We start from the raw sequence: 17,116 nt of genomic DNA on the forward strand, positions 1-17,116 counted from the left end.
CTAAAATAAATTTAGAGTTTTACATGCCTGCAAAAATTAACTTTAAACAGTCAGCTCTGACCCGGTCAATACACCGTATACTGAAAATAAATCATATCAATAAACTGGTCTATACAAATGTATTTTTAAGTATATTTACTGCCTCTGTCTATGCACAAGAGGAACCTATCCCGACTTACCGGCCAGAATCCAAGCCAGTATTAACCAGTCGTAGTGAGGCAAAAGGCCAGCCTGAAGATGATCAGGATGAGATAGCCGCTGCACCTTCCATGACAGAACAAGAATTACAAAAAGTAGTTGAAGAAAAGAAAGAAGAAATAACGCAGGATCGGAGCGTAAATCAGGACAGCTTAAGATTGCTGGAGCAGCAGACAGATCAGGATACTAAATCAGCCTTTAAACCCATAGAGTTTGAAGATCTTGAAGAGTATCCGGTCGAGCAGATTGACCAGAGTATGGCCAATGAAATTTACCGTGTCGCAGAAGAGGCAAAATCAGAGGCTCAAGCATTTCGTGCAGGTTTAAACCGTGCTCCGGAAACGGCTATTCCTGAGGCAAGCCAGCAGGAGCTGACGGCCATTAACCAGGCACCTGTAAATGTTGACCAGTTAATGCAGCAAATTCAGTCAGATCGTGCAATTGTAGCAGAAATCAACGAATCAGGTCGTACATTATCTGCACTGGATACCGGAAAAACTACGCCTAAAGATGCTGAAAAACCGAATATCTTCAAACGAGCCTTGTACCGGATTCGTCCGCCACGAGATATGAGTACAGCAGAAACAGTGCCACGGATTACCGCGACTGTTGAGGGTGCTCCTCCAGAGCTGGCTGCCAATATACGAGGAAAACTTTCCAGTTTTACCCAAGAGTCATTTGAGGACTTTAATAGTGCTTTACCACAATTACGCAGTCTCTCAAATCAGGCTGCGCAGGCGGTGGGTTACTATAACTCGACCTTTCGCTTTGAAAAAGTAAGTGATAGCCGGGTACGGGTATATGTCCAGCCGAATGAGCCGGTACGTATTACCGAGCAGGATATTGAAATTTCTGGGGAAGGTAGTGAACAGCCACAATTTCAGGTTATCGAGCTTATTCCCGATCAGGACGTTGGTGATATTTTTCATCATGGACTTTATGAAGAGACCAAACGCCGTATCACTGATGCAGCTAGCAATAACGGTTATTTCGATGCTTACTGGCGCCTGCATGATGTCAAAATCAGTCAGCCGCAGAATACGGCAGAAATCAATTTGCGTTATGAAACTGGTGACCGATATAGCCTGAAGAAACCTGTATTCCAGATGAGTGATCCTTCCAAACCCTTTCCGCTGGATGATGATATCTTACAGAGTATGGTTCCCTGGAAAGAAGGTGATGACTATACTTCTTGGCGTATTAACACGCTGGCAAACAACCTCACCAATGCGCGCTATTTTAACTATACCTTGGTCGATGCAGTAAAGCCGGATCCGATAGAAAAACCGCTCGAACTTCCGCCAGATATACAGACCCTGCTTGACCAGCAGCAAATTTCTGAACAGACATTAACACAGGATCAGCAACGTAATAAAAGTACTTCTGCGCAGGAAGTTACCCAGAACGTAGTCGATGAAAAACAGTTTGCCGGCACACAGCCAGATATACAACAAGTCTCACTGGCCCGCGAGCAACAGCAGGTCCAGGATGAGCGGGAAGCACAGCAGGAACAGTTACGTGAGCAGGCCCGTGCAGAAAGAAGCATTCCGGTTCTCATTACTTTAAATGCCGATAGTTTAAATAGTGTTGAAACTGGTATTGGTTATGGTAGTGACACAGGCGCGCGCCTGCGTACCCAGTATCGTCGTGCCATCGTGAATCGGCGTGGTCATGCTTTTGACAGTAATCTGGAAGTATCTAAAATCCGTCAGGCGCTTGATGGCCGTTATACGATTCCATATAACCATCCAACTGACGATTATATTAACCTGGTTGGTGGATATGAGCGTGAAGAGCGGGAAGATGTCGGTAAAGGCCTTAATCTGGATATTGAGTCAGCAGTTGCAGGCATAGACCGGATTATCAAAAATCCGCGAGGCCAGTGGCAACATACTTTTGGGGCCCGTTACCGTTTAGACCGGCTGAACCAGCGTGGAAATATCGTATCAGACAGCATACCAGATGCATTCCAGATCCCCGGTTCAAATCCTGAACAGCAGTCTTTACTATTTGGCTATGAAACCTCACGTCTTGACAGCGATGCACGGGTAAATCCAACTCGTGGTTTTAGACAAACCTATAAAGTGGAACTGGGTAGTAAAACCTTACTTTCTGATGCTGATATGGCACTGGTTAATGCTGGCTGGCGCTTTATTTATTCGCTAGGTGAAAATAATGATCATCAGTTCGTGGGGCGTGCTGATGTTGGTTATATTTTTACAGAAGATTTTGATCAGGTTCCCTATAATATTCGGTACTTTACCGGCGGTGACCAGAGCATTCGGGGCTTTGATTACAAGAGCCTGTCACCAGAAGTGTTTGGTTATAAAGTAGGTGGCCAGGCTTTAGCAACGACATCGCTAGAATATAATTATCAATTTAAAGATGGCTGGAGAGCAGCAGTATTTGCTGATGCTGGCAATGCTTATGATAAAGATTTTAATACACCGACCGCTTATAGCGCCGGTTTGGGTATCCGCTGGAGTTCACCGGTAGGACCGATACGTCTGGATGTCGCCGCAGGGCTTTCAGATGATAATATACCTATCCGGTTACATTTTTTTATTGGCCCACAACTTTAATAAATATATAAAATTTTCTCGGGAATATTATGGCTGATGCAGAACAGCGGGTAAATTCACCCGCTCCAGCACCTAAAAAAAATCATCGTAAACGTGTAATTCGTAGTGCACTTTTTGCTTTATTGATTGTGATACTGCTTTTGGCATCCGCATTGGGGATTATGTTTTCTACAGACCGCGGCAGTAAATTTTTACTGGACCGGGTGCTGGAGCGACAGACCTTTATTGTATATGAATATGAAGGTGGGAACTTACTGCGCGGCATTACACTGCGTAATATTCTGGTTAAGGTGAAACAGGTCGATGTAAAAATTGACCGCGCCGAGATTACTTTGGGATGGCGGGCAATACTGCAAAAAGAACTGCATTTGAATTATGCCGACGTGCGTAATTTACAGGTGATTAATAATAAACCTTCTGATGGTAAACCATTTGAATTTAAAGATATTAAACTTCCTTTTGTACTTCGGGTAGATAATGGAACAGTTGACCATTTACTGATTAAAACCACCACCTCTGCAGTGGATTTTTATAATATTGAATTAAATGATGCTCTTTGGTCAGGTACTGAGCTGAACTTCGAGCGTTCACGTATGGATATGGGCTATTTAAGTCTGCGCAATGCAACAGGCCGGATTATCTTTTCAGGTAATTATCCATTAAATGCCATTGGCGATTTGAATATTCCCGCTTTAAGAAATAACCTTAATATTCATGATATTAAAATAGTAGCTAAGGGCAGTCTGGATAGTATTCAGGCGGGTGTGGCCACTAATACTCCAGATTTGCTTACTGGCTGGGTAGTCTTGCATCCGGTACGTGAACATGTGCCTATGTTTGGTGAGCTACAGTTGAATAATTATCACTGGCCTTTAATGACCGAGCAGAAACTGTTCAGTGAAAAAGGCGTAGCAAAGTTTAATGGAGATATTAAACAGCTTGATCTAGATATAAATACCGATCTGAGCGGTAAAGATATTCCTAAAGGTCAATATAATGCCTTGATGAATACTGACTTAGTCAATCAGCTTAATATTACCAATTTAAATGGCCAGCTAATGGGCGGTTCAATTAATCTGGCAGGCAGAGTCGGTTGGGACGAACAGGTAACTTGGGATTTAAAAGGCCGTGCAGACCGCCTTAATCCAGATAATAAAATTTTGCCTCAAGCCGTACGAGATTTCTTGCCACCCTCTTTAGATGCAAATCTTGCTTCTAGCGGTACACTGGAAAACGGGTTGCATGCTACTGGTCTTATAGACTTTGACCGTTATGAAACCTGGAATTTGAAACTGGACCAAAAGGCTGGGGAGACAGGGCGTCCACAACCTATGTTGCTGGATGTGCGCTGGAATAATATTGATCGTGCCGTACCTTATGTGGGCTGGTTAAGCAGTGAATCCGGCCGCGTTAATCTAGCCTTGGTCGAAGGTCAGCAGAATATCCATGTGGCAACAGTAGTCCGCCGTAATGAAGAAGGTATGTTGCCACCGGGTCAATATAATGCTCAACTCAATCTGAAAAATAATATTCTCAATGTACCTGCGTTCAGCTATAAGGCAGCTCAAGGTGGTCTGAGTGGGCATGCCAAAGTTTTACTTCCGCATGAGAAGCGTCGGTTAAGCTGGAATGCTTTTATAAAAGCCCAGAACTTTAATCCGCAAACTGTTGTTGCCAGTGCACCTGTCAATTTATTAAATGGTTCAGTCAGCGGTAGCGGCTATGCACGGCCAAACCAGCAGATTATTCAACTTAAGAATATCAATCTGTCTGGTCGACTGGCCCAAAATCAGCAGGAAACTGTGCAGCTCAGTGGTAACAGTAATATTGCCTTGCTATTCCGGGATGAGAAGTCTGGCGGAGGGCTACGCGGTTTTGGTGTAAATTACGATGGTTCGCTTAATGCCTTTAACCAAGGTAAGGGCTTGTTGAAATTACGCATGTCAGGTACACCAGAACTTATACGAATTAAAGAGCTGCAACACAAGGGAATAGCCGGACAAATACAGGCTAATGGTCTGCTTAATTTGAAAAATGGAATAAGCTGGGACCTGAATGCTTCATTAATCCGGTTTAAACCGCACTATTTTGTTTCTAGCGTTAAGGGTGAGTTGTCTGGAAATATCAAGACACAAGGGGTTTGGTCAGATACTTTAAAACGTATTAACCTTCAGAAACTAAATCTTGCAGGATTTATTAATAACCGGCCTGTACGAGGACGGGGCAATCTGGCGGTAGTCATTGACTCCAGAGAGCAAGGTCTTTTGCCTCAGCAGTTTGAAGCTAATAACTTGTTTCTGGCATATGGTAAAAATCAGGTACAGGCAACAGGTAATGCCCAGAACCTGAGAATCAAAATTAATGCGCCTGCATTATATGAGCTATACAGCGGCTTACGTGGTCGTGCTTATGGCTATGTTAATTTACAGGCTCAACCCCGCTTAAGACTGACTACAAATCTGGTAGTGGATAATCTGGCACTGAACAATCTGTTCAGTATACGCAAGCTCTCGGTTCGAGGTGAGTTGCCATCTTCAGATACAGCACCTACAGTTTTGACTGGACGTCTTGAAAACCTGCGCCGTGGTGACCGAGAAATTCGTGAAGGAGTGATTCGGATTGCGGGTACCCGTAAAGCCCATGTGATGACAGCTGAGGCAAATAACCGCCATACTCGTTTTTTTGTACGTTTGGCAGGTGGTTTTAATACACAAAATGACTGGTTAGGCCAGATACAGCAAGGGGATTTCAACTCGACACGTACACATCTGGTTCAGCAGCAAAATGCTCCGGTAATTTATTCGGCTGCGCGTACTGAACTTTATGTTGGGCAGCATTGCTGGGCCAGTCAGCAAAGTCGATTATGTCTGGATCAACCTTTGCGTGTGAGTAAAACCAGAGGCAGTGCCTCACTGGTAACAACTAATCTTGATTTGAATGATTTTGCTGCATTTATGCCGGAAGGTCTGGCAGTTACCGGGAAACTGAATGGGTATGCAAGAGCATCATGGGCGCAAGGAAGTAAACCGAAAATTGATGCGCGGCTGGTTACCCGAAATGGTGAAATCGGTATGGCTGCGGAAGATCCGCAGGAAGTATCGACGGCTGTACGTTATGATGAACTGAGTGTAATTGCCAAGAGTATCAGTGAAGGATTGCAATTACGTCTTGATGTAACCACCCCAGCAATTGGTACAGGTTATGCAAACGTGGTTATTAATCCTTATCAGACCCCGATGCCAATGCGTGGTGAAGTCGCTTTTGACCGGATTCAGCTCAGTGTACTTAAGCCATTTATTCAGGATGTGCGTTCACTTAGTGGTACTTTATCACTTGCCGGAAAAATTGGTGGTTACTTAACCCAGCCAGAATTTAATGGAGATCTACGCTTAAAAGACGGCGCTATCAGCATGATTTCACTGCCAGTAAATCTGACCAATATCCAAGTTTATTCAGCTATCCGTCAAGATCAGGCCACCATTAATGGTGCTTTCAACAGTGGCCGTGGAGTAGGCTCTTTAACGGGTAGTGTGGACTGGCGTAATGATCCGAGAATTCAACTCAGTTTGAAGGGTGAGAATCTGCTCATCCGTCAGGCTCCTCTGGTAACTGCTGTAGTGACTCCGGAAGTATCTTTAGACGTATTGCCAATGAGTAAGCGTTTGACACTTAAAGGTAAGATTGATGTGCCACGCGCGCTTATTTCTATGCCGGAATCCAGTGCGCCAGTAGTAAATGTATCTTCAGATGTTCGTGTAGTACAGGAAGGCCAGGATCAGCTTTCAATCCTGCGTTCAGCCCGACCGTGGGATATCCGTGCCGATGTGCAGGTCAATCTGGGTGATCAGGTGATCTTTCAAGGCTTTGACAGTCGTATTCCACTGTTGGGCCGGGTTTATCTGACCCAGCGCGGTCTGGAGACTGCAATGAATGCTAATGGTGCCATCGGGGTGAGTCGTCAAGTAAAAATTGAAGCGTATGGCCAGCGTCTGGACTTGAATCGGGCAATTGCACGTTTTAATGGTCCTCTATCTAACCCGTCACTTGATGTTGAAGCCAGTAAAAATGTTCAGGGCAGTACTGTCGGGGTACGTGTGACGGGTACAGCATCCAGTCCAAATATCCAGATTTATAATGATGCTGGACTTTCTGAGCAGGAAGCATTAAATGCGATACTTACCGGGCGAATTAATGAAGGTACAACTGGTCTGAATAATGCAGAAGGCTTTAGATCCGATGTAAATAATACAATTGCAGCAGCGGGTATCAGTCTGGGGCTGGGTGGTACACGTGCCTTTACCAATCAGATTGGGCGTACTTTTGGTTTAAGTGGTCTGGCGCTAGATGCACAGGGCACCGGAGATGATACTCAAGTGAGCCTGACCGGTTATATTACGCCTGACCTTTATATCCGTTATGGAGTTGGGGTATTTACACCGGTTAATACACTTACCGTTCGTTACCAGGTGAACCGTCGCTTATATCTGGAGGCGAGCCAGTCGCTAGAACGTGCTATAGATCTATTTTATAACTGGCGTTTTTAATCTGTTTTCAAATATAGACAAACAGGACATTCTTTCGAAAATGTCCTGTTTTTTTGCAAATTCTAAACGGTAAAAGTAAATGAAATTTCAAATATTTTTATCCACTATTTCGTACAATAACTCATTAAATAAGTTATATACTTAATATGAGAACAATAATGAAACCATAATAGAATAATCAGGAGAATGAGTATGCTCGTGATACGAAATCCCGGGGTGTATCGCATGCATCGTGCTGTAGCCATTTTGTATGTCGCAGCTATTTTCATCCTACTATTTTTTGTACTGTATTTTCCGCAGGTGCCTGAAAAGAAATATATTAATCTGGCTTTTATAGTGTTGCTGGTTATGCTGGCACTGGCTCATGTCCGAGCCGCAATTGAAGTCAAATATGGCACAGATTATGGTCGGCGCCTGTCTCGCTTACTTGGTATTATTTTACTTTTTAGTTTTCCCATCGGTACGGCTATTGGTATCTATATATTAATCAAAACGAAAGCACAGTACTGGCAACCTTATAATGCCCGGTACTTAAGTTATGGTGATTAACTCTAAATGATCAGGGCTTCGGCTTTTGAGGGCTAAATGCTCGCTATATAGCATTGAAGTTGGGTATGATACGGGCCAAGAGGAGAGTGCAGATGAAGAAAATTATTGTAATAGGTACTGCTTTACTTTTGGCTGCCTGTAGCGAGAAACCCCCTTTAACGCCTGAGCAGCAGTGGCAAGGCTTTTGTACCAGTCTAGGTAATGCTGCACGTTCAATCATGCTAGACCGCCAGTCTGGGATTGATAAAGCTCGGGCACTGGAGCATGCTAACCGTGTGGAAGATCCACTAATCAAAGAAATGATTCTTAAAATTCTGGATCAGGCTTATCTTCAGCCAAGAGTTGAGGGTAAGCAGGCAAAACTTGATGTACAAGAAAAATTTAAACAGCAGGCCTATGAACAGTGCCTGAGTACACCACATGACCGGATGCCACAATATAAAAAACTATAACTTATATCTAACTTTATAAAATAGCCTAAGTATTTTAAGTAAGATGCTTGGGCTCCTTGGTAGTGCTTAGATTAAATCTTGAAAATAAAACTAGCTTTAAATGTATTTATTGAAAGCAAAATGCACAGTTAATTTTCAGAAATTGCCAACCCGACTAAAGATAATTGGAGAAAAGAATTTTTCTTCACTTTAACCTTCTATACTGTCATCTGACGACGGTCAAAATTTTAGTAGAGACAGAGGCTCAAGATCCAAGACACTTGAGAGATTATATGAATAACATTTAGTTATAAAATAATGGGCATCACAAAGAAACACTTTACTTGCATTAACTTTTATCGGGAATTTTAGTAAAATTTTACAGTCCATATTATTTGTGAAGCTTTGAAGAAGCTGGAATTCACAAGTAATTTTTTAAAAAAGAGGAATTACACCGTGCTAGAAGCTTACCGCCAACACGTTGAAGAACGTGCCGCACTCGGAATCCCACCGAAGCCACTTGACGATACTCAAACAGCTGAGCTGGTTGAATTGTTAAAAAATCCACCTGCTGGTGAAGAAGCATACCTGGTTGACTTGATTGAAAACCGAGTTCCCGCAGGTGTTGATCAAGCAGCTTATGTAAAAGCTGCTTTCTTGGCTGCCGTGGCAAAAGGTGAAGCGACCTCTCCATTAATTTCTAAAGAGCGTGCAGTTTACCTGTTAGGTACAATGCTCGGCGGTTATAACGTAGCCCCTTTAGTTGAATTACTTGATGATGCTGAACTGGCTGAACTGGCTGCCGAAGCACTGAAAAAAACTCTTCTTGTATTTGATGCATTCCATGACGTGGCAGATAAAGCTAAAGCTGGAAATGCAAATGCAAAAGCAGTTTTACAATCTTGGGCAGATGCTGAATGGTTTACTAGCCGTAAAGATGTTCCTGAAGAAATCAAAATTACTGTATTTAAAGTAACAGGTGAAACCAACACTGATGACCTGTCTCCAGCACAGGATGCCTGGAGCCGTCCAGACATTCCATTACATGCAAATGCAATGCTGAAGAATGAACGTGACGGTATCAATCCTGAAAAACAGGGTGAAGTTGGTCCATTAAGCCAGATTAAAGACCTGATCGCTAAAGGCAACCAGGTTGCGTATGTAGGTGACGTAGTTGGTACAGGTTCAAGCCGTAAGTCTGCAACCAACTCTGTGCTTTGGTTCTTTGGTGAAGAAATTCCGCACATTCCAAACAAAAAAGATGGTGGCGTGTGCTTAGGTGGTAAAATTGCTCCTATTTTCTTTAACACGATGGAAGATGCTGGTGCATTACCAGTTGAGATCGATGTTTCTGAAATGAACATGGGCGATGAAATCGTTCTTAAAGTCAATAAAGACGAAGCTAAAGTTACTGCGTTCAAAAACGGCGAACAAATCGCTGAATCTGAACTGAAAACTCCAGTACTTCTAGATGAAGTACGTGCAGGCGGCCGTATCAACCTGATTATTGGCCGTGGCCTGACAGCGAAAGCACGTGAAGCATTGGGCCTTGGTCCTTCTACACTGTTCCGTACACCTGTACAGCCAGCAGATACTGGTAAAGGCTTTACACTGGCCCAGAAGATGGTAGGTCGCGCTTGTGGTCTTCCAGAAGGTGAAGGTGTTCGTCCGGGTACTTACTGTGAACCGAAAATGACGACTGTAGGTTCTCAGGATACAACTGGCCCTATGACTCGTGACGAGTTAAAAGACTTGGCTTGTTTAGGTTTCTCTGCGGACCTGGTCATGCAGTCTTTCTGTCACACAGCTGCGTATCCAAAACCAGTAGACGTACAGATGCAGCATACGCTTCCGGACTTCATCATGAACCGTGGCGGTGTTTCTCTGCGTCCAGGTGACGGTATTATCCACTCTTGGCTAAACCGTATGCTTCTTCCAGATACTGTAGGTACTGGCGGTGACTCACATACCCGTTTTCCAATCGGTATTTCATTCCCGGCGGGTTCAGGTCTGGTAGCATTTGCTGCTGCAACTGGTGTAATGCCTCTTGACATGCCAGAGTCTGTACTGGTGAAATTTAAAGGCAAAATGCAGCCTGGTATCACCCTGCGTGATCTGGTACATGCAATTCCTTACTATGCAATTCAGGCAGGTGACCTGACTGTCGAGAAGAAAGGTAAGAAAAATATTTTTTCTGGTCGTATTCTTGAGATCGACCTGTCAGAAATGGAAAATGACCTGACTGTTGAACAGGCATTTGAACTTTCCGATGCTTCTGCTGAGCGTTCTGCTGCTGGCTGTGCGATCACGCTTTCTGAAGAGAAAGTTGCTGAATACCTTCGTTCAAATATCACCATGTTAAAATGGATGATTTCTGAAGGTTATGGCGATGCTCGTACTATGGCACGCCGTGTTGAAAACATGGAAAAATGGCTTGCTAACCCAAGCTTGCTTAAAGCTGATGCTGATGCTGAATATACTAAAGTATATGAAATTGACCTGGCTGATATCAAAGAACCTATTCTTTGCTGTCCGAACGATCCAGATGATGCAAAACTGCTTTCTCAGGTACAAGGTGACAAGATTGATGAAGTATTCATCGGTTCTTGTATGACCAATATCGGTCACTTCCGTGCAGCGGGTAAACTTCTAGACAAAGTACCTGGTGGTTCTTTATCTACTCGTCTGTGGCTGGCTCCTCCAACTCGTATGGATGAACGTCAGTTAATGGAAGAAGGGTTCTACAACACTTATGGTAAAGCTGGCGCACGTACTGAAATGCCAGGCTGTTCACTGTGTATGGGTAACCAGGCACGTGTAGCACCAAATACTACTGTTGTTTCAACATCTACCCGTAACTTCCCGAACCGACTGGGTCAGGGTGCAAATGTTTACTTGGCTTCTGCTGAGCTGGCGTCTGTGGCTGCTGTACTGGGTAAACTTCCTACACCGGAAGAATATCAGCAGTATGCTTCTCAAATTGATAGCATGGCAGCAGATATTTATAAGTATCTGAACTTTGACCAGATGTCTGACTATACATCTGAAGCAAGCAAGGTTGACACTAAAAAGATCTCTGCTGCTCAATTAACTTAATAAGCGAGAGGGAAAAAGCCGAAAGGCGTTTCCCAAGTGTAAAAGCAATGCTCTGATTTTCTTTGAAAATTAAGATAAGATGAGTTAAAAATAAGGGCTGAGTAATCAGCCCTTATTTTTCGAGTAGATAAATGAACAGTAAAATTAGTCAGATCATTCAGTCCACTCTAAATATTCTAGAAGAAAACAATAGTCATGGTAATAACTTCAATCTATTGAAAATCTGTGGAGTATCAAATAGTGAAGTATTCACCCATACTCCAATTTTGAAAGAGTTATTAGATCCTGAGGGAACACATGGGCAAAAAGATTTATTCTTAAAAAGTTTTGTAGAGTTTTTTAAATTAGATTTTAAGATTAGAGGTAATATTAAAACAAAAAAGGAGCAAAGGTTTAATGATTATGGCCAGATTGATTTAATGATTGAAAATGAAGAGCAGATAATTATTCTGGAAAATAAAATTTATGCTGTCGATCAATCTAAACAATTACAAAGATATTTTAACTTTTGTAAAAATTATGCTAAAAAGCAACCATTATTGATTTATTTAACGCTATTTGGAAATGAGCCAAGTTTTTCTTCATTAGGTAATATTAAAAAAGTTGATAATAAGTATTTAATTCAAACTAATAATGAGTTAATTAATATAAATTTAAGATGTTTAAGCTATAAGATAGATATTATTTCATGGCTTGAGGATATTAAGTCTCAATTTAATCATCTAACAAATCTTCAGTCAGCTCTTAATCAGTATATTAAATTACTCAGAATGTTGACTAATGAGCTGGTAACTGTAAATAAAGAATTAAAAAATATGTTATTAGAAATGACACCGAACGAACTTCAGGCGATTAAGCAAATCTCTAATCAATTTAACAGTAGTAATTATAGAGGAGACTTACTTTTTAAATTATTTGCATATTTTGAACATAAATTTATTGAAACAGGAAATTATGAAATATCTCCTGAATTCCAAGATATACATTACACATTTAAAAATTGCCAACAATGGTTTAAGCAGCTTAGTAATATTAATCCAGAAAGTAAAAGGAATGTTATTGGTTGTGTATTAAGAAGCAAAAAAAATCTTCATGTTACTTTTTTGTTTGTAGCAGCTAAAGATAATTTACATTATGGGATCACATTATCAGAAGAGTGTCATCTTAATTTGAATGATCTAGAACATCTACTACCAACATGGGGACAAGCTAAACAATGGAAAAAAATCCCTGAGGGTCTAATTAGCAAAGGTATAGAAAATCTAAGAAATTTTTCTGGTGATGCATTTAAATTATTGGCTGTTAAAGATAATAATTTTCTAGATAATTTCATTAAGGATAGGTTGCAGGAAATGGATATTATTTTAAAGCTATAAAAATAAGAATTTTTTAGTATTATCAAAATCAAATTATTAGTATTCCATATATATGTCAAGTATTAATCTAATTGATAATACTTATACATATATATGTGGAATATTCAGCGGACCTTAAGATAGAAACTTCATAAGTTTAAATATGATGAAATTCCTCGCAGGTGAATAATTTATAACAATCAAGTGAATAAACTATATGACTATATAGATATTAGGCTTAAAAAAGAGAGCCACTCGGAAATTTACTGATTTTTTAGAGTTAAATTTTAAGCATATTTTTTAAAAAAGGGTTCACACTATAAAATTTAAAGTTAATTAATATTTTCTATATTTAAATAATCTTTAAAATATAGGCAATAAGTTATTAAATTTCCTTAAATATGCTAGTTTAAAAGAGAATGTCTAAACAATCCCGCTTCCTCTGTATTGGTGGGTTCCTCAATGGAACCCAAGTTAAAGACCAAGGTGACAGCTTTATCTGTGTCGAAAATGGCAGACAAGTGACTTATCATAAGAAGGAAATTTTCCATCAAGACGCTTGGAATTATGACTATTACATCTGTGAAGCTACTACAAACCAAAAGGCCAGAAACTGGGTCTACGACATTGAAAGCTGAGCTGAAATTTTAGAGATTAAAAAGCCCTATAATGAGAAGCTGCTTATACAAGGTACTTCTTTGTTATTAAAAATAGCAAAATATACATAGCTTAAATATACGGGATAGCTTTTTAGCCTTTAACTTATTCAATCATGAGTAAATCTGCATTATTCGCCAGTTTTAGAGGACGTAAAGCAAAAATTGAACGGGTATGACGAACCCCCTTCATAGAATATAAATTTTTACGTAAGAAACGCTCATAGTGTTCTGAGTTTTTAACTGCTACTTTGACCAGATAATCATAATCGCCAGTTACCAGATGTGCTTCAACGACTTCAGGCATATTCGCTAAGGCCTCACTAAACTGGTCCAGAATTTCATCATCATGCCGTTCAAGTGTAATTTCGATAAAGAACAGCTCATTAATACCAATGGCTTTAGGATTAATATTGGCAGTATAGCCTTCAATAATTTTTAAAGATTCAAGGCGTTTAAGCCGAGTCCAGCAAGGTGAAGAAGAAAGTCCAACTTGTTCAGCTAGCTGAGCGATAGTTAAACGGCCGTCCTGTCTTAAAGCCGATAAAATTTTTCGGTCTATTTTATCTAGTGTGTAATCTGTGCTGTTCAAAATTCAAACTATAGAAAATTATTCTGTTAATACTTAATATACTTCATTTTTGTACTGTATATAAGCAAAATTAACAGGAAATTCGGGAGATATTTTGTAAAATTTAACGATACACTATTGTCATAAAATCAGAGTCAATTGGGTAAAGGCTTTGATTAAACTTATAGCTCTTTTAAATAAGGGTGATTTAAAAGGGCTATGAGTTTCTCTAACTGATTTTATAAAATTAAAAACTTAAAATATAATTTAATAAAATTAATAATTACAAACTTAAACAAAACTGTCTTCGAGTTTAATTTAATTTAAGTTTTTGATAAAAATAAAATTTTTTAATATAAGTAGTCATTCTTAAAATTTAAAATATTAATATTAAAGATAATTATTCTCATTTGTGATATTTTCTTAATTACTTCGCTCTTTTTGCTTTAACTTCGCATGTTATTTCCCTGCCATGATTAAACGCCGTTACCTGTTTCTTTTGCTTGTTCCTCTTGCTGTTATTTCGTTATTTACAGGTGTGGGCGAAATGAATATTACCGGATTACTGACAGGCAATATTCATGAATGGCAATTATTCTGGACCAGCCGTTTACCACGCTTAATGGCCATTTTAGTTGCAGGTGCAGGGCTGAGTGTTTGTGGGCTGATTATGCAGTCACTCAGCCGGAACCGTTTTGTTTCCCCAACTACAGCCGGTCTTTATGATTGTGCCCGGTTAGGTGTTCTCATCTCGATTATCCTGTTGCCAGCCGCTTCTATTTTTATTAAAACCGGTTTTGCAATTTTAGTTACATTGGCCGGTGCATTGGTTTTTATGAGTATTCTAGCCACACTCAAGCATCGGGATACCGTTTTTGTTCCTCTGGTTGGTATGATCTTTGGCAGTATTATTTCTGCATTTACGACTTTTATCGCTTTGCAAATGGACTTGTTACAAAATCTGGCGGGATGGTTACAGGGAGACTTTTCAACCGTTCTAAATGGTCAATATGAGCTGATCTATTTAAGTGTACCCATTTTAATAGTGAGTTATTTTCTGGCCAATCGCTTTGTGCTGGCAGGTATCGGAGAAGACTTTGCAACTAATTTAGGCCTCAATTATAAACAGATCTTATTTTTAGGACTAGTTCTGGTATCTGTCATTACTGGTGTAGTCATCGTCACAGTTGGAGCTATCCCATTCTTAGGTTTGATTGTTCCCAATATTGTAAGTCTGTATCTCGGAGATAATATCCGCAAGACTTTATCGCATACTGCAATTTTAGGGGCTTTATTGGTACTGGTCTGTGATCTGTTTGGACGTATAGTGATTTATCCGTACGAAGTTTCAGTAAGTCTGATTATGGGTGTACTGGGCAGTGTGCTTTTCTTGTGGCTCTTGCTACGGAGGTACCGTTATGCATAACCGTACCAAACTGATGGTTTTGGGCTTTGCTGTAATCATTATGGTTACCTTGTATCTCGGCTGGAATCTGGGCACAGGCTGGCAGTTTGCTGTGAAGCTCCGTTTAAAGACTATCATGGCAATTATTGTTGCTGGCATAGCGGTTGGGGTATCTACTTTAGTGTTTCATACTATTGTAAATAACCGCGTAGTGACTCCTCAGGCATTAGGTTTAGACAAGCTATATGAGCTGTCTAAAACCATGATCATTTATTTCTTTGGTGCAAGTACCTTACTGTCAATAAATTTTGTGACTGATTACCTGATTAGCCTGCTATTAATGGTCAGTTTTGCGCTCTTGCTTTACCGTTTTATTTTTCAGAAAGTCGCGCAACAGAATATCTACTTTCTACTTTTGGTTGGCCTGATCTGTTCAACATTGTTTGACAATATGACCACCTTTTTTCAGGTATTGCTCGATCCGGATGAGTTCCAGATAGCTGCTTATGCCGGTTTTGCCAGTTTTAACATAGTGAAAATGGAAACCGTAGGGTTAGCTTTACTCACTATTTTACCAATTTTACTTTATAGCTTTAAACACCATCACCGTCTGAACGTTATGGCACTGGGCCGTGACCATGCTCTTAATCTGGGGCTGGATTACGATAAAACCAGCCGTATTTTGCTGATTTTGGTAGTTCTGGCGCTGGCCTCAGCAACTGCGCTGGCTGGACCTATGATGTTTCTGGGTCTGTTGGTACTCAATATTACCTTAGAACTTTTTAAAACCCATCAGCATTATATTCTGCTGCCTGGCATCATTCTGGTCAGTGTCCTGTCTCTGGTCATTGGGCAGTTTATTGTCCTGCATGTGCTGAATTTTAAAACGACGCTGAGTGTCATTATTAATTTTGTCGGTGGAATTTATTTCTTCTGGATTTTGTTGAAGGAAAATAAAAAATGGCAATTGAGCTGAAAAATTTAAGCAAAAGCTATCACGGGCAGAAGGTGGTAAATGATGTGTCGCTTACTATTGCCAAAGGACAGTTTACTGCTTTTATCGGGCCAAATGGGGCAGGCAAAAGTACTTTGCTGTCAATGATTAGCCGTTTGACTCAGGTTGATACCGGCGACGTTCTGCTCGATAGCCAGAATATACAGCAGATGAGAAGTACCGAGATTGCTAAAAAGCTGGCAATTCTTAAACAGTCCAATCATACGGAATTACGTTTAAGTATTGAAGATTTAGTGGCTTTTGGACGTTTTCCCTATTCACAGGGCCGCTTAAAAGCTGAAGACCAAAAGATTATTGATCAGGCAATCGCCTACATGGAACTAGAACCGTTACGGCATAAACAGCTGAGTGAACTTTCAGGTGGCCAGCGCCAGCGAGCTTATATTTCTATGGTTCTGGCACAGGATACAGATTATATCCTGCTGGATGAACCTTTAAACAATCTGGACATGAAGCACTCTGCACAAATTATGCGGGTACTGAAAGACTTGGCGGTGAATCATGGCAAGTCAATTATTGTGGTAATACACGATATTAATTTTGCCTCGGTCTATGCCGACCAGATTATTGCCATGAAAGATGGACAGTTACTTTATCAGGGCACACCCGAACAGATTATGCAGGAAAATGTACTGCAGCATATTTTTGATTTTGCGATTCCAATTCAGCAAGTTCAGCAACACAAACTTGGTCTGTACTTTATTAGCTAGGAGA

11 protein-coding genes are annotated in these 17,116 nt (G+C 40.6%); 10 read left to right on the top strand and 1 reads right to left on the bottom strand.

The genetic code is table 11. The features are described 5' to 3' along the window. The first annotated feature begins 23 nt into the window (after positions 1-23). From ACRAD_RS05325 to ACRAD_RS05355, 7 genes are all read left to right on the top strand, one after another. The gene (locus tag ACRAD_RS05325; RefSeq protein ID WP_005025506.1) at positions 24-2,780 is read left to right on the top strand and encodes an autotransporter assembly complex protein TamA; all 2,757 of its coding nucleotides are present in this window, start codon (positions 24-26) and stop codon (positions 2,778-2,780) included. A gap of 29 nt (positions 2,781-2,809) precedes the next feature. Continuing rightward, positions 2,810-7,324, top strand: a complete 4,515-nt coding sequence (locus ACRAD_RS05330) for a translocation/assembly module TamB domain-containing protein (RefSeq protein WP_005025509.1) — start codon at positions 2,810-2,812, stop codon at positions 7,322-7,324. A gap of 192 nt (positions 7,325-7,516) precedes the next feature. Next, positions 7,517-7,873, top strand: coding sequence for a hypothetical protein (locus tag ACRAD_RS05335; protein ID WP_005025512.1), 357 nt, complete (start codon positions 7,517-7,519; stop codon positions 7,871-7,873). Between the two features lie 92 nt (positions 7,874-7,965). Continuing rightward, positions 7,966-8,325: a hypothetical protein gene (locus tag ACRAD_RS05340; RefSeq protein WP_005025514.1), complete on the top strand. Its 360-nt coding sequence runs from the start codon at positions 7,966-7,968 to the stop codon at positions 8,323-8,325. 435 nt (positions 8,326-8,760) lie between these two features. Next, a complete protein-coding gene (locus ACRAD_RS05345; protein WP_005014764.1) occupies positions 8,761-11,400 on the top strand; it encodes a bifunctional aconitate hydratase 2/2-methylisocitrate dehydratase in 2,640 nt (879 codons plus the stop codon). 131 nt (positions 11,401-11,531) lie between these two features. Then, entirely contained in the window at positions 11,532-12,776 is a 1,245-nt protein-coding gene (locus ACRAD_RS05350) for a PDDEXK-like family protein (protein WP_005025516.1), read from the top strand. Positions 12,777-13,174: 398 nt separating this feature from the next. Continuing rightward, positions 13,175-13,393 (top strand): hypothetical protein, encoded by a 219-nt coding sequence (locus ACRAD_RS05355; RefSeq protein WP_010700166.1) that lies wholly within the window; start codon positions 13,175-13,177, stop codon positions 13,391-13,393. Positions 13,394-13,517: 124 nt separating this feature from the next. Here ACRAD_RS05355 and ACRAD_RS05360 read toward each other — a convergent pair whose 3' ends face one another. Continuing rightward, positions 13,518-14,003, bottom strand: a complete 486-nt coding sequence (locus tag ACRAD_RS05360; protein WP_005025518.1) for an Lrp/AsnC family transcriptional regulator — start codon at positions 14,001-14,003, stop codon at positions 13,518-13,520. Positions 14,004-14,454: 451 nt separating this feature from the next. On the opposite strand from ACRAD_RS05360, the gene ACRAD_RS05365 reads away from it, so the two are divergent. From ACRAD_RS05365 to ACRAD_RS05375, 3 genes are read left to right on the top strand one after another with little or no spacing between them, the layout of a single operon-like run. Continuing rightward, complete coding sequence (locus ACRAD_RS05365; RefSeq protein WP_005025520.1) at positions 14,455-15,408, top strand: ABC transporter permease; 954 nt, start codon at positions 14,455-14,457, stop codon at positions 15,406-15,408. Continuing rightward, positions 15,401-16,363, top strand: coding sequence for an iron chelate uptake ABC transporter family permease subunit (locus ACRAD_RS05370; RefSeq protein ID WP_005025524.1), 963 nt, complete (start codon positions 15,401-15,403; stop codon positions 16,361-16,363). Before ACRAD_RS05365 ends, ACRAD_RS05370 begins: the two co-directional genes overlap by 8 nt. Continuing rightward, positions 16,348-17,112: an iron ABC transporter ATP-binding protein gene (locus ACRAD_RS05375; protein ID WP_005025526.1), complete on the top strand. Its 765-nt coding sequence runs from the start codon at positions 16,348-16,350 to the stop codon at positions 17,110-17,112. Before ACRAD_RS05370 ends, ACRAD_RS05375 begins: the two co-directional genes overlap by 16 nt. Positions 17,113-17,116: the final 4 nt, after the last annotated feature.

The sequence above is a fragment of the Acinetobacter radioresistens DSM 6976 = NBRC 102413 = CIP 103788 genome, from assembly GCF_006757745.1.
In the GTDB taxonomy this organism is placed as follows: domain Bacteria; phylum Pseudomonadota; class Gammaproteobacteria; order Pseudomonadales; family Moraxellaceae; genus Acinetobacter; species Acinetobacter radioresistens.

Coding starts and splice junctions, on each gene's coding strand:
- ACRAD_RS05350 (WP_005025516.1), top strand. CDS start 11,532: ATGAACAGTAAAATTAGTCAGATCATTCAGTCCACTCTAAATATTCTA.
- ACRAD_RS05330 (WP_005025509.1), top strand. CDS start 2,810: ATGGCTGATGCAGAACAGCGGGTAAATTCACCCGCTCCAGCACCTAAA.
- ACRAD_RS05370 (WP_005025524.1), top strand. CDS start 15,401: ATGCATAACCGTACCAAACTGATGGTTTTGGGCTTTGCTGTAATCATT.
- ACRAD_RS05355 (WP_010700166.1), top strand. CDS start 13,175: ATGTCTAAACAATCCCGCTTCCTCTGTATTGGTGGGTTCCTCAATGGA.
- ACRAD_RS05340 (WP_005025514.1), top strand. CDS start 7,966: ATGAAGAAAATTATTGTAATAGGTACTGCTTTACTTTTGGCTGCCTGT.
- ACRAD_RS05375 (WP_005025526.1), top strand. CDS start 16,348: ATGGCAATTGAGCTGAAAAATTTAAGCAAAAGCTATCACGGGCAGAAG.
- ACRAD_RS05365 (WP_005025520.1), top strand. CDS start 14,455: ATGATTAAACGCCGTTACCTGTTTCTTTTGCTTGTTCCTCTTGCTGTT.
- ACRAD_RS05335 (WP_005025512.1), top strand. CDS start 7,517: ATGCTCGTGATACGAAATCCCGGGGTGTATCGCATGCATCGTGCTGTA.
- ACRAD_RS05325 (WP_005025506.1), top strand. CDS start 24: ATGCCTGCAAAAATTAACTTTAAACAGTCAGCTCTGACCCGGTCAATA.